We start from the raw sequence: 13,766 nt of genomic DNA on the forward strand, positions 1-13,766 counted from the left end.
AGTCAGCACATCAGTTACTGGCACACCGCATTCGCGAGCAAGCCCGCTCCCACAGGGTTTTGTGGTGTGTGGGTTAGCCGCGCTTGGTCAGGCCCATCTTCACGCGGCCTTCGGCCGGGGTCATGACCCGCGCGCCCAGGCGGCTGAGGATTTCACTGGCGCGTTCCACCAGTTGGCCGTTGGTGGCGAGCACGCCTTTGTCCAGCCACAAGTTGTCTTCCAGACCCACCCGCACGTTGCCGCCCAGCAGCACCGCTTGCGCCGCCATCGGCATTTGCATGCGACCGATACCGAAACCGGCCCACACCGCATCGGCAGGCAGGTTGTCGACCATGGCTTTCATGGTGGTGGTGTCGGCGGGCGCGCCCCATGGGATGCCCAGGCACAGTTGGAACAGTGGGTTGTCGAGCAGGCCTTCCTTCATCATCTGCTTGGCGAACCACAGGTGGCCGGTGTCGAAGATTTCCAGCTCGGCCTTCACGCCCAGCTCTTGAATGCGTTTGGCGCCCGCGCGCAGTTGCGCCGGGGTGGAGACGTAAATGGTGTCGCCGTCGCCGAAGTTCAGGGTGCCGCAGTCCAGCGTGCAGATTTCCGGCAACAGCGCTTCCACATGGGCCAGGCGCGTCAGCGGGCCGACCAGGTCGGTGTTGGGGCCGAACTCCATCGGGTTCTCGCCGCCGCCGATTTCCAGGTCGCCGCCCATGCCGGCGGTGAGGTTGACGATGATGTCCACGTCGGCCTCGCGAATGCGCTCCATCACCTCGCGGTACAGCGCCACGTCGCGGCTGAATTTACCGGTCTCGGGGTTGCGTACATGGCAATGCACGACGGTGGCACCGGCCTTGGCGGCTTCCACGGCAGCGGCGGCGATTTGCTTGGGGGTGACCGGTACGTGCGGGCTTTTGGCGGTGGTGTCGCCAGCACCGGTGAGTGCGCAGGTGATGATGACGTCGTGGTTCATGAGGCAGGTTCCTTACAGGCGTGGTGGTGCCGTTCGCAGCCAGGAGCGGCTGCGAAACGGTGGTTCGAATCAGGTTATTTGCTGGTCAATTGCAGGTTGGCTGCGGCGGGCTTGCCGTCGAAAGTGGTCACACCTTCCAGCCAGCGGGCCTGGTCTTGCGGGTGATCCTTGAGCCACTGCTTGGCGGACTCGATGGCATCCTTGTGGTCCAGCAAAGGCTGCATCATCCGGCTCTCGTCAGCGGCAGTGAAGGTGAGGTTGGTCAGCAGTTTGTGCACGTTGGGGCACTGTTCGGCATAGTTCGGCGCGGTAACGCTCCATACCGTGGCCATGCCTTCGTTCGGGCCCAGCGCATCGTCACTGCCGGAGAGGTACGTCATGGCGACGTTGACGTTCATCGGGTGCGGCGCCCAGCCGAAGAACACCACGGCCTCCTTGCGACGCACGGCGCGGTCGACGGCGGCGAGCATGCCGGCTTCGCTGGACTCCACCAGCTGGAACTTGCCCAGGCCGAACTGGTTCTTGGCGATCATCGCCTTGATCTGGGTGTTGGCGCCCGAGCCCGGTTCGATGCCGTAGATCTTGCCGCCCAGCTCTTTTTCGAACTTGGCGATGTCAGCGAAGGTCTTCAAACCCTTGTCCGCCAGGTAAGTCGGCACGGCGAGGGTGGCACGGGCGTCTTCCAGGCTTGGCTTGTCGAGGACCTTGACTTGCTTGGCGTCGACGAACGGCGTGATGGTCTGGGTCATCAGCGGGTTCCAGTAGCCGAGGAACAAGTCCAGGCGCTGGTCGCGGATGCCGGCGAAGATGATTTGCTGGGAAGCGCTGGTTTGTTTGGTCTTGTAGCCGAGGCCGTCGAGCAGTACTTGGGTCATGGCGCTGGTGGCGATTACGTCGGTCCAGTTCACCACGCCCATGCGCACGTTCTGGCAGGACGCCGCGTCGGCGGCCAGTACGTTGGTGCTCAAGATGGCGCTGGCGCTGAGTGCAAGCACGCAGCGGCTGATCAGTCGGTTCATGGTGGATCCCTCGGCAGGTCGTTATTGTGGGGTCCGGCGTCTTTGTGCGCCGTGAGGCCAAGTTACGCAAGCTTGGGGGCGACAAAACGCACGGCGGCGACCAGCTCTTGCACTGCAGCGACCTGCCCCCTTGAATCCACCCGAGAACGGGAGTATCACAGTGCCACGCTGCCCGTCCTACGAGAGCGCCACCATGTCCCAGGATTTCTACTTTTTGCTGATGCCGGGTTTCTCGGCCATCGGCTTTATCTCTGCGCTGGAACCGCTGCGGGTGGCCAACCGCTTTCGTGGCGAGCTGTACCGCTGGCATGTGTTGAGTGCCGACGGCGGCGCGGTGCTGGCGAGCAATGGCATGTCGGTCAATGCCGACGCTGCGCTGGAGCCGCTGAAAAAGGGCTCGACGTTGTTAGTGGTGGCAGGCTTCGAACCGTTGCAGTTCGCCACACCCGCCCTGGAACACTGGCTGCGCCGCCTTGACCACGACGGCGTGACCCTGGGCGCCATCGACACCGGCGCCTGCGTGCTCGCCGAAGCGGGCTTGCTGGACGGTCACCGCCTGACCCTGCACTGGGAAGCCATCGACGCGTTCAAGGAGTCCTATCCGCACCTCACCGTGACTCAGGAACTGTTCGAGATCGACCGCCGCCGCATTACCTGCGCCGGCGGGACGGCCTCCATCGACCTGATGCTCGACCTGATCGCCCAGGCCCATGGCCCGGAACTGGCCATCCAGGTGTCCGAACAGTTTGTGCTCGGCCGCATCCGCCCGCGCAAAGACCACCAGCGCATGCAGATCGCCACACGCTATGGCATCAACAACAAGAAGTTGGTGCAGGTGATCGGTGAGATGGAGCAGCACACCGAACCGCCCTTGAGCACCCTGGCCCTGGCCGAGGCGATCAAAGTGACGCGCCGCCAACTGGAGCGCCTGTTCCGTCTGCATTTGAACGACACCCCCAGCAACTTCTACCTCGGCCTGCGCCTGGAAAAAGCCCGGCAGCTCTTGCGTCAAAGCGACATGAGCGTGCTGGAGGTGAGTATTGCGTGCGGGTTCGAGTCGCCGTCGTATTTCACCCGCAGTTACAGGGCGCGGTTTGCGAAATGTCCGAGGGAGGACCGGCGACGGGAGGTGGTTTGATCGTTTTTTAGCCAATTATAGTGGCGACTATAAATTATAGTTGCCGCCATAATTGGGTATAAAACTCGGTTCAGGGATTGGCAATTGCACTGTCACCGCGCGAGTTCTGAGTGCGCACCTATCTGTGGGAGCTGTGGCTTATTTCTTCAGCAGGGCCGAACAGGCCGCTTTGTAGGCTTCATGCTGGTACTTGTTCAGCGTCGCTGGCAGTTCAAAGTTGTGCTTCTTGTTCTGCGCATTGATGGTCTGCGGTGACAGCAACATCACCTCAACACCTTCCAGTAGTTGAAGCACCCCCTCAATCTTGAACGTGGTCGGGCCGCCGGCAAATTCGCCTTTCTTGCTGCGTTTCTTGATGGCGATGCGCTCAATGGCGTTGTCCTGCACAAACGCCTTCACCTGCGCCGCAAAGGCTTTGACGTTGGCCGCTTCATCGTCGTCTTCCAGGGCGATTTTCTTGGTGGCCAGGGCGACATGGGCCAGCGCCCCGTTTTCCAGGGAAGCGACAGCGATGATGGCTTCGCTGCCTTTGATTTCGATGCCGCAGAGGGTCATGGAGATGCCTTGAATAGGTGAGGGGAGCAAAGGGTAGCAGGCTTCGGTGTGACCGCTGGTCGGATCAGGCGGCCAACCTGTTATTTATGACAGTAGACCCTGGTTGAGGCCGACCTTAGATTGGCATAACGGGCTATCAGTGGGTTCGACGGCCTTTCTGCAAAAGGAATTGCGCCATGAACATCCGCAAGGAAATCCGCACGTTGAGCGCGATCGAGCGGCAGGATTTCATCGACGCGCTGCTGACCCTCAAGCGCACCGGCGGTTACGACAAATACGTCCATTGGTACCAAGCGGCCCTGTTGCCCGCCATTCATCTGCACGAGCCCTACGACCCGCATTACCGCAGCGCTGCCCATAAGGGCCCGGCCTTCCTGCCGTGGCACCGGGAGCTGTTGCGACAGTTCGAAGAGGCCCTTCAAAGGATCAATCCGGACGTTGCGTTGCCTTACTGGGACTGGACCCTCGACGCGTCGAATCCCATCGACTCCCCGCTCTGGCGCGAAGATTTCCTGGGCGCCAATGGCGATCCCGAAGATCAATGGCGCGTGCAGGACGGCGCATTTGCCGAGCGCTGGGGACATTGGCCGGTACCGGCCCGTCCCGATCACGGCTTGCCAGGCACGGGGCTCAAGCGTCGGTTCGGCCAGTGGATCAGCTCACTGCCGACCCTGGATGACGTGCAGATGGCCTTGGGCGAAAGCCTCTACGACGAGCCGAATTACACCGCAAGCCCGTTCAATAGAGGGTTTCGCAACCGACTGGAAGGCTGGGTGACCCAGCGGGGCGACCCGCGGGTCACGACGCCCGGTGTGCAGCTGCACAACCGGGTGCACCTGTGGGTCGGTGGCAATCTGTCGACAATGGCTGCGCCACAGGACCCGGTCTTTTTCCTGCACCACTGTTTCATCGACAAGATCTGGGCGGACTGGCAGGCGCAAAGCCTGCTGGACCGACCGGCCCTGGCGCCGCATTACTGCCCGATGGTGAACGGCCCGCCCGGGCATAACTTCGACGACGTGATCACGCCCTGGAAAGGGCGTATCCGTGATGTCCTGGAAATAGACGCGCTGGGCTATCGCTACGCCCCCAGCCCGAACGTGGCGTGCAGCCCGTTCAAACCGCCCTTCATGGCGTAACTCGCAGCTTATTCCTGCCCGATCGACTCCAAAAACTCCGACCGCTCGTCGCTCATCCGCGCCAGGCAATCGTTTTGCTCGATGGCATAGGCCTTGGTGCCGCTCACGGCAGGGAAGGTGTCGACGGCGCAATCGGCGTCGCGCAATTTTTCCCACTTCTGCTGGGCATCCTTCAGACGAGCGGTAATGTCCGCCAGCTTGGTCTTGTCACGGCCATAAGTCGACGCCATGCGCTCGAGCAGGCCCTGATAGTTGTCTTTCAGCAGTTGTTCGGCGGTGGTTTTGTTGTAGGTGGCGCATTCCAGGGTTTGCTTGTCGTTTTCGATGCCATCGCACGGCGTGTTGTCGGTGTCTTCAGCCGCGTGTGCGGTGGTTGCGATGAGTGCCAAAGCCAGGAAAATCGATTTCATTGCGCCGTCTCATATCAGGTGATGCGGAATTCTGGCCCAAGCGTAAGACAAATAACAGCCGCCAGTCAGACGTGTCATAGCAGCCTTTGTCGTGGATTGACGCTTTCGGCAATTCCCCTGTCGTTTTTGCACCCGGCTCTGTCGGCCCCTGGGCATATGCTGGCCCCAAAGCGCCGGCAGACGATTCGGCGCATGAATCGCCAATAAGGGGACGCCTGATGAGCCCAGCCGAATTGCACGCCGACAGCATCGTTATCGACGGGCTGATTATTGCCAAGTGGAACCGCGACCTGTTCGAGGACATGCGCAAAGGGGGCCTGACCGCCGCCAACTGCACGGTGTCGGTGTGGGAAGGCTTCCAGGCCACTATCAATAACATCGTGGCCAGCCAGACCCTGATCCGTGAAAACAGCGACCTGGTGATCCCGGTGAAAACCACCGCCGATATCCGTCGCGCCAAGGAACTGGGCAAGACCGGCATCATCTTCGGCTTCCAGAACGCCCATGCCTTCGAAGACCAGCTCGGTTACGTCGAGATCTTCAAGCAGCTCGGCGTCGGTGTGGTGCAGATGTGCTACAACACCCAGAACCTGGTGGGTACCGGCTGCTACGAGCGCGACGGCGGCCTGTCGGGTTTTGGTCGCGAGATCGTCGGCGAAATGAACCGTGTCGGCATCATGTGCGACCTGTCCCATGTCGGCTCCAAAACCAGCGAAGAAGTCATCCTCGAATCGAAAAAACCGGTGTGCTACTCCCACTGCCTGCCGTCCGGGCTTAAAGAGCACCCGCGCAACAAGTCCGATGAAGAACTCAAGTTCATCGCCGACCACGGCGGGTTTGTCGGCGTGACCATGTTCGCGCCGTTCCTGGCCAAGGGCATCGATTCGACCATCGACGACTACGCCGAAGCCATCGAATACACCATGAACATCGTAGGTGAAGACGCCATCGGCATCGGCACTGACTTCACCCAGGGCCACGGCCAGGATTTCTTCGAAATGCTGACCCACGACAAGGGCTACGCCCGCCGCCTGACCAACTTCGGCAAGATCATCAACCCGCTGGGCATCCGCACCGTGGGCGAGTTCCCCAACCTCACCGAGACCCTGCTCAAGCGCGGTCACAGCGAGCGCGTGGTGCGCAAGATCATGGGCGAAAACTGGGTGAACGTTTTAAAAGATGTTTGGGGCGAATAAGCCACCGCTCTCCTAATCCTTAACCCGCTGCCCTTCGCGCAGCGGGCATCCAAACGAATTTTCCGGAGTTAAGTTTCCATGGCCAAGATCGCCCCGCAATTGCCTATCGAAGTCGACAGCGAAACCGGTGTCTGGACCTCCGACGCCCTGCCGATGCTGTACGTGCCGCGCCATTTCTTCGTCAACAACCACATCGGCATCGAAGAAGTGCTGGGCGCCGAGGCCTATGCCGAAATCCTCTACAAGGCCGGCTACAAGTCCGCCTGGCACTGGTGCGAAAAAGAAGCCGAATGCCATGGCCTGGAAGGCGTCGCGGTGTTCGAGCATTACATGAAGCGCCTGTCGCAACGCGGCTGGGGCCTGTTCAAGATCCAGGACATCGACCTCGACAAAGGCACCGCCAGCGTCAAGCTGGAACATTCGGCGTTCGTCTACGTGTACGGCAAGGTCGGGCGCAAGGTCGACTACATGTTCACCGGCTGGTTTGCCGGCGCCATGGACCAGATTCTGCAAGCCCGCGGCAGCCAGGTCCGCACCGTCGCAGAGCAAGTCTACGGAGGCTCCGAAGAGGGCCACGATGACGGCCTGTTCACCGTCAAGCCGTTGTAAGCCGAGGACCGTGCCATGGCTTTCGAAGCAATGTTCCAGCCGATCCAGATCGGCAAGCTGACCATCCGCAACCGCGTGCTCAGTACCGCCCACGCCGAGGTGTATGCCACCGACGGCGGGATGACCACCGACCGCTATGTGAAGTATTACGAAGAGAAAGCCAAGGGCGGTATCGGCCTGGCGATCTGCGGCGGTTCCTCGGTGGTCGCCATCGACAGCCCGCAGGAGTGGTGGAGCTCGGTGAACCTGTCCACCGACCGCATCATCCCGCATTTCCAGAACCTGGCCGACGCCATGCACAAGCATGGCGCCAAGATCATGATCCAGATTACTCACATGGGCCGTCGCTCGCGGTGGGACGGCTTCAACTGGCCGACGCTGATGTCGCCGTCCGGCGTGCGTGAGCCGGTGCACCGTGCGACCTGCAAAACCATCGAGCCGGAAGAAATCTGGCGTGTGATCGGCAACTACGCCAGCGCCGCCAAGCGCGCCAAGGCCGGTGGCCTGGACGGCGTGGAACTGTCGGCGGTGCACCAGCACATGATCGACCAGTTCTGGAGCCCGCGCGTCAACAAGCGTACCGACGAATGGGGCGGCAGCTTCGAAGGCCGCATGAAGTTCGGCCTGGAAGTGTTGAAAGCCGTGCGCGCCGAAGTCGGTGACGACTTCTGTGTGGGCATGCGTATCTGTGGTGACGAGTTCCACCCGGACGGCCTGTCCCACGAGGACATGAAGCAGATCGCCAAGTACTACGACGACACCGGCATGCTCGATTTCATCGGCGTGGTGGGCTCGGGTTGCGACACCCACAACACCCTGGCCAACGTGATCCCGAACATGAGTTACCCACCCGAGCCGTTCCTGCACCTGGCGGCCGGTATCAAGGAAGTGGTCAAGGTCCCGGTGCTGCACGCGCAGAACATCAAGGACCCCAACCAGGCCACGCGCATTCTGGAAGGCGGCTATGTGGACATGGTCGGCATGACCCGTGCGCACATCGCCGACCCGCACCTGATCACCAAGATCAAGATGGGCCAGGTGGACCAGATCAAGCAGTGCGTCGGCGCCAACTATTGCATCGACCGCCAGTACCAGGGCCTGGATGTGCTGTGCATCCAGAACGCCGCGACTTCCCGTGAATACATGGGCGTGCCGCACATCATCGAGAAATCCACCGGGCCCAAGCGCAAAGTCGTGGTGGTCGGTGCCGGCCCTGCCGGGATGGAAGCCGCACGGGTGGCTGCCGAACGTGGCCACGACGTGACCCTGTTCGAGAAGAAAGAATTTATCGGCGGGCAGATCACCACGGCATCCAAGGCCCCGCAGCGTGACCAGATCGCCGGCATCACCCGCTGGTTCCAGCTGGAGCTGGCGCGTCTGAAAGTCGACCTGCGCCTGGGTGTGGCCGCCGATGCCGATACCATCCTGGACTTGCGTCCGGACGTGGTGGTGCTGGCAGTGGGCGGCACTCCAAACGTGGAGCAGAACGAACACTGGGGCGCCGCCGAAGGGCTGGTGGTCAGCAGCTGGGACGTGCTCGACGGCAAGGTCGCGCCGGGCAAGAACGTGCTGGTGTACGACACCATCTGTGAATTCACCGGCATGTCGGTGGCGGATTTCCTTGCGGACAAAGGCAGCCAGGTCGAGATCGTCACCGACGACATCAAGCCGGGCGTGGCCATCGGCGGTACGTCGTTCCCGACCTACTACCGCAGCATGTACCCCAAGGAAGTGATCATGACCGGCGACATGATGCTGGAAAAGGTCTACCGCGAAGGTGACAAGCTGGTGGCCGTGCTGGAGAACGAATACACCGGCGCCAAAGAGGAACGGGTGGTGGACCAGGTGGTGGTCGAGAACGGCGTGCGTCCGGACGAAGCCATCTACTACGCGCTCAAGGAAGGCTCGCGCAATAAAGGCCAGATCGACGTCGAAGCGCTGTTTGCGATCCAGCCGCAACCGTGCCTGAGCGAGTCGGGAGACGGGTACTTGCTGTTCCGCATCGGTGACTGTGTGGCGCAGCGCAATACCCACGCTGCGATCTATGACGCCCTGCGCTTGTGCAAGGATTTCTAGGAAACCACCGAACCACGGTGTACTCGATTTAAATGTGGGAGCTGATCAATGTGGGAGCCGGGCTTGCCCGCGATGCAGGCGACTCGGTCTTGAGTGAAACCGAGGCGATGCCATCGCAGGCAAGCCAGCTCCCACATTGATCCGGTTCCCATGCAAGACCTGCGTGGTCTTTGGGAGCTTCACCATGCTGAACACCCTTCTTCCCATCCTGCTATTCGCCGCCCTGGGCCTCGCCGTCCTCGGCGCCCTGCGCCGGGTGAACATGTGGCGCCGTGGGCGTGCGTCCAAAGTCGATTTGCTGGGCGGCCTGCTGGCCATGCCCAAGCGCTACATGGTCGACCTGCACCATGTGGTCGCCCGCGACAAATACATCGCCAATACCCACGTCGCCACGGCGCTGGGTTTTGTGCTGTCGGCGTTGCTGGCGATTCTGGTGCACGGTTTCGGCCTGCAAAGCCGCATCCTCGGCTACGCGCTGTTGCTGGCGTCGGTGCTGATGTTCGTTGGTGCCACGTTTGTGTACCTGCGTCGGCGCAACCCGCCGTCGCGTCTGTCCAAAGGCCCGTGGATGCGCCTGCCGAAAAGCCTCATGGCGTTTTCGGTGAGCTTCTTCCTGGTGACCTTGCCGGTGGCCGGGATTCTGCCGGCAGACTTCGGCGGCTGGCTGCTGGCAGCGCTACTGAGCGTGGGCGTGCTGTGGGGCGTGAGCGAGATGTTCTTCGGCATGACCTGGGGCGGCCCGATGAAGCATGCCTTCGCCGGCGCCCTGCACCTGGCCTGGCACCGTCGCGCCGAGCGTTTTGGCGGTGGTCGTTCCACGGGCTTGAAGCCGTTGGACCTCAGCGATAAGGCTGCGCCCCTGGGTGTGGAAAAACCCAAGGATTTCACCTGGAACCAACTGCTCGGTTTCGACGCCTGCGTGCAGTGCGGCAAATGCGAGGCCGCGTGCCCGGCGTTTGCCGCCGGCCAGCCGCTGAACCCGAAAAAACTCATCCAGGACATGGTGGTCGGCCTGGCCGGTGGCACCGACGCCAAGTTCGCCGGCAGCCCTTATCCTGGCAAAGCCATTGGCGAGCACAGCGGCAACCCGCATCAACCGATCGTCAACGGCCTGGTGGACGCCGAGACCTTGTGGTCCTGCACCACCTGCCGCGCCTGCGTGGAAGAGTGCCCGATGATGATCGAACACGTGGACGCGATCGTCGACATGCGCCGCCACCTCACCCTGGAAAAGGGCGCCACTCCGAACAAGGGCGCTGAAGTCCTGGAAAACCTGATCGCCACCGACAACCCCGGCGGTTTCGCTCCGGGTGGTCGCCTGAACTGGGCGGCGGACCTGAACCTGCCGCTGCTCAGCGACAAAGGCAGCACCGACGTGCTGTTCTGGGTCGGTGACGGCGCCTTCGATATGCGCAACCAACGCACCTTGCGCGCGTTCGTCAAAGTGCTGAAAGCCGCCGGCGTCGACTTCGCCGTGCTGGGCCTGGAAGAGCGCGACAGCGGTGACGTGGCCCGTCGCCTGGGCGATGAAGCCACCTTCCAACTGCTGGCCTCGCGCAATATCCAGACCCTGGCCAAATACAGCTTCAAGCGCATCGTCACCTGCGATCCCCACAGTTTCCATGTGCTGAAAAACGAGTACGGCGCCTTCAACGGCAATTACCGGGTGCAGCACCACAGCACGTTCATGGCCGAGTTGATCGGCGAGGGTGCGCTGAACCTGGGCCAGCACAAGGGCAATAGCGTGACTTATCACGACCCGTGTTACCTGGGCCGCTACAACGGCGAGTACGAGGCACCGCGCCAAGTACTGCGGGCGCTGGGCATCGAGGTCAAGGAGATGCAACGTTCGGGCTTCCGTTCACGCTGCTGCGGCGGTGGCGGCGGGGCGCCGATCACCGACATTCCCGGCAAGCAGCGGATCCCCGACATGCGCATGGAAGACATCCGCGAGACCGGCGCCGAGCTGGTGGCCGTGGGTTGTCCACAGTGCACGGCGATGCTTGAGGGTGTGGTTGAACCGCGTCCACTGATCAAGGACATCGCCGAACTGGTAGCCGATGCGTTGCTCGAAGACGCCGCACCGGCCAAAGCCCCGATCAAACGCCCTGTCCAACAAACGTCTGCGGAGGTGCACTGATGAGCGACATTATCCGCCGCGACCCACGCGCTGAGTGGATCGCCCGCAACCGTCTGCACCCGCTGCACGCGGCCATGCAGCCGGTACAACACAGTTGGATGGGCCCCAATGGCGTCATCCGCAAGAACCTGCATGGCGTCGGTTTCATCGGTCCCAATGGCATCAAGCGGATCGACCGCAGTGGCGCCCAACAGGGCGGCGCTGCCAAGCGCACGGCGGCAGTGGAGGTGCAACTGCCGCTGCATCAAGTAGCGGCGCCGGCGTTCTACATCAACGTGGTGCCGGACATGGTCGGTGGCCGCTTGAGCAGCCACGACCGCGACGTGCTCGGCCTTGCCCGGCAACTCGCCGGCAGCGACGGTGCAGTGCTGGCGGTTGTGTTCGGTGAGCACAAGGAAAGTGCTTTCGACACCGCCGGTGTGGACCGTCTGCTGGTGCTGGATGGGCGCGAATTCGACGGTTATTCACCGGAACAACGGGTTCAAGGCCTGCGAGCTGTGGATAACCAATTCAATCCCCGTCACTGGCTGCTGCCGGACAGTCGCAGTGGTGGCGGCGAGCTGGGTCGGCGCTTTGCCGCCAGCCTCAAGGAACGCCCGGCCACACGCGTCTGGCAGATCAAGGGCGAAGAGTGCATCGGCCGCGCCGGTGCGGGCCAGGAGGATTTGGCCCGCCCATTGCCGCGCCTGATTCTGGCTGCCGTGGAATGTGCCGAGCCCGTCAGCGAGACCCGCCACGAAGTGTTGCCGGTTGAGTTATCCACAGCTCTGGCGCGCAGCCTGCCGCGTATCGAGGACCTGGGTGCGGTGGCGGTGGACCCGGCGGCCATTCCCATGGCCGAGGCGGAGTTCATTTTCTCTGGCGGCAACGGCGTGAAGGACTGGGCGTTGTTTCACCAGACCGCCGCTGCCCTGGGCGCCACCGAAGGCGCGTCGCGGGTGGCGGTGGACGACGGTTTCATGGCCCGAGACCGTCAGGTGGGTGCCAGCGGCACCTGGGTTACGGCGCGGGTGTATGTGGCCGTGGGGATTTCCGGGGCGATCCAGCACCTGCAAGGCATTGGCGCCTGCGACAAGGTGGTGGCGATCAACCTCGACCCGGGTTGCGACATGATCAAGCGTGCCGACCTGTCGGTGATCGGCGAAAGCGCCGCAATTCTGCAAGCCTTGATCGTTGCGGTCGAGGCTTACCGCAACGGCGCCAAGCGCGATGCGGCTTGAGGATATGGCCATGACCACGAATGTAATCAGCCTGGTGTCCATCGGCGCCCACCCCACCTCCGGGCGCCCGCGCCGTGCCGAACAGGACGCGCGCGCTGTCGAGCTGGGGCTGCAATTGGCTGGGGATAAGTTGCACGTGCTGCATGCCGGCGACATCGGCGAACCGACTCTGCGCAGCTACCTGGGCATGGGCTTGCCGCAGTTGCATGTGCTGGAGCAACCGGCGGGCAGCGATGCCTTGCCGGTGCTCAGCGACTACCTGCGCGAAGCCGGGGCCCAGGTGGTCCTGACCGGTAGCCAGGCGGAAACCGGCGAAGGTTCGGGCATGCTGCCGTTCCTGCTGGCCGAACAATTGGGTTGGCCGTTGATTGTCGGGCTGGCCCAGGTCGAGTCCATCGACGGCGGCGTGGCTCATGTGCTGCAGGCCTTGCCCCGTGGCCAGCGCCGCCGCTTGAAGGTGCGCTTGCCCTTCCTGGCCACGGTGGATAACGCCGCGCCCAAGCCTCGGCAAAGTGCCTACGGCCCTGCGCAACGTGGCGAGCTGGCAGCCCATGAGGTGGAAGTTGAAGAAGACGAGTTATTCACAGGCGCCGTGCTGCAACCGGCCAAGCCTCGGCCCAAGCGCCTCAAGGTGATCAAGGCCAAGAGCGGCGCGGACCGTATGAAGGCCGCGACGGCCAAGGCCAGTGGCGGCGGCGGGCAGGTGCTCAAGGGGCTGACGCCCGAAGCGGGCGCCGAAGCCATCCTCAAGTTGTTGGTTGAAGAGGGCGTCGTTCGCTGAACCCGATCAGGGATTGCGGTTTACCCACAATCCCTGTTGACCCATCTGTGGATAACCTGTTCGCGCCTGTCCACACCCCCGCAGAATCAAGCCCTGCAGCCCTCTGTACGAAAAACGACCAGGTTAACTCGCGGTTTTTCCTGGGGTTTTTCCACCGCTCGAACCCTTTCTGCACACAGACTTGCCCCCAAAGTCTGTTGGCGCTTCTGTGGATAAGATGTTCGCTATCAGCTGTAGCCCTTATTAATCGGGGCTTTCGGCGAGTCGTTCAAAAAACGATCAATTCCTGGTTTTTAGCCGATAAAAACCCTGAATGGCCCGGTTTATGAAGGTTCGATGCGCTTTTCCACAACGCTGCAAGCGTTGTCCACAATTGCTGTGGGTGGGTCTGTGGGTAAGTTGTTGGGTAACGGCTGGAGGGCTTGCTGCTTCAGGGCTGTAGGAGGATTGATCAGATTCTGAGCAATGTGGAGATAAAAATGTGGGAGCTGGCTTGCCTGCGATGACGGCAGTGAATTCACC

Annotated in this window: 13 protein-coding genes; 8 read left to right on the top strand and 5 right to left on the bottom strand. The window is 62.2% G+C overall.

Going from position 1 to position 13,766, the window contains the following annotated elements:
• Positions 1 to 73: 73 nt before the first annotated feature.
• The gene (locus tag ACW9IB_RS27970; RefSeq protein ID WP_457368902.1) at positions 74 to 961 is read right to left on the bottom strand and encodes a 3-keto-5-aminohexanoate cleavage protein; all 888 of its coding nucleotides are present in this window, start codon (positions 959 to 961) and stop codon (positions 74 to 76) included.
• Between the two features lie 74 nt (positions 962 to 1,035).
• Positions 1,036 to 1,980 carry a choline ABC transporter substrate-binding protein gene (locus tag ACW9IB_RS27975; protein ID WP_457368901.1) on the bottom strand — a complete coding sequence of 315 codons (945 nt, stop codon included), beginning with the start codon at positions 1,978 to 1,980 and terminating at the stop codon, positions 1,036 to 1,038.
• Positions 1,981 to 2,173: 193 nt separating this feature from the next.
• Between ACW9IB_RS27975 and ACW9IB_RS27980 the strand changes: the two genes are divergently transcribed.
• On the top strand, positions 2,174 to 3,118 hold the full coding sequence (locus ACW9IB_RS27980; RefSeq protein ID WP_457416500.1) for a GlxA family transcriptional regulator: 945 nt from the start codon (positions 2,174 to 2,176) through the stop codon (positions 3,116 to 3,118).
• Positions 3,119 to 3,256: 138 nt separating this feature from the next.
• Here the strand turns inward: ACW9IB_RS27980 and ACW9IB_RS27985 are convergent, their stop codons facing one another.
• Complete coding sequence (locus tag ACW9IB_RS27985; RefSeq protein WP_457416502.1) at positions 3,257 to 3,673, bottom strand: DUF3010 family protein; 417 nt, start codon at positions 3,671 to 3,673, stop codon at positions 3,257 to 3,259.
• A gap of 176 nt (positions 3,674 to 3,849) precedes the next feature.
• Here ACW9IB_RS27985 and ACW9IB_RS27990 point away from each other — a divergent pair, with 176 nt between their 5' ends.
• Positions 3,850 to 4,812, top strand: coding sequence for a tyrosinase family protein (locus ACW9IB_RS27990; RefSeq protein WP_457416504.1), 963 nt, complete (start codon positions 3,850 to 3,852; stop codon positions 4,810 to 4,812).
• A gap of 8 nt (positions 4,813 to 4,820) precedes the next feature.
• On the opposite strand, the gene ACW9IB_RS27995 is transcribed toward ACW9IB_RS27990, so the two are convergent.
• Complete coding sequence (locus tag ACW9IB_RS27995; protein WP_457368896.1) at positions 4,821 to 5,222, bottom strand: lysozyme inhibitor LprI family protein; 402 nt, start codon at positions 5,220 to 5,222, stop codon at positions 4,821 to 4,823.
• Positions 5,223 to 5,440: 218 nt separating this feature from the next.
• Here ACW9IB_RS27995 and ACW9IB_RS28000 point away from each other — a divergent pair, with 218 nt between their 5' ends.
• From ACW9IB_RS28000 to etfB, 6 genes are all read left to right on the top strand, one after another.
• Positions 5,441 to 6,418, top strand: coding sequence for a dipeptidase (locus tag ACW9IB_RS28000; RefSeq protein WP_457368895.1), 978 nt, complete (start codon positions 5,441 to 5,443; stop codon positions 6,416 to 6,418).
• A 78-nt stretch (positions 6,419 to 6,496) separates the two neighbouring features.
• On the top strand, positions 6,497 to 7,027 hold the full coding sequence (locus tag ACW9IB_RS28005; protein WP_457416506.1) for a DUF5943 domain-containing protein: 531 nt from the start codon (positions 6,497 to 6,499) through the stop codon (positions 7,025 to 7,027).
• Positions 7,028 to 7,042: 15 nt separating this feature from the next.
• A complete protein-coding gene (gene dgcA, locus ACW9IB_RS28010; RefSeq protein WP_457368894.1) occupies positions 7,043 to 9,103 on the top strand; it encodes a dimethylglycine demethylation protein DgcA in 2,061 nt (686 codons plus the stop codon).
• Positions 9,104 to 9,287: 184 nt separating this feature from the next.
• Positions 9,288 to 11,243 (top strand): dimethylglycine demethylation protein DgcB, encoded by a 1,956-nt coding sequence (dgcB, locus tag ACW9IB_RS28015; protein ID WP_457416508.1) that lies wholly within the window; start codon positions 9,288 to 9,290, stop codon positions 11,241 to 11,243.
• Positions 11,243 to 12,463 carry an electron transfer flavoprotein subunit alpha gene (gene etfA / locus ACW9IB_RS28020; RefSeq protein WP_457416510.1) on the top strand — a complete coding sequence of 407 codons (1,221 nt, stop codon included), beginning with the start codon at positions 11,243 to 11,245 and terminating at the stop codon, positions 12,461 to 12,463. Before dgcB ends, etfA begins: the two co-directional genes overlap by 1 nt.
• A 10-nt stretch (positions 12,464 to 12,473) precedes the next feature.
• Positions 12,474 to 13,244, top strand: coding sequence for an electron transfer flavoprotein subunit beta (gene etfB / locus ACW9IB_RS28025; protein ID WP_457416512.1), 771 nt, complete (start codon positions 12,474 to 12,476; stop codon positions 13,242 to 13,244).
• A 323-nt stretch (positions 13,245 to 13,567) separates the two neighbouring features.
• Here the strand turns inward: etfB and ACW9IB_RS28030 are convergent.
• The coding region (locus ACW9IB_RS28030; protein ID WP_457416514.1) for a hypothetical protein at positions 13,568 to 13,766 on the bottom strand (199 nt) is incomplete at its 5' end.

It is taken from the genome of Pseudomonas sp. SDO524_S393 (assembly GCF_054071875.1).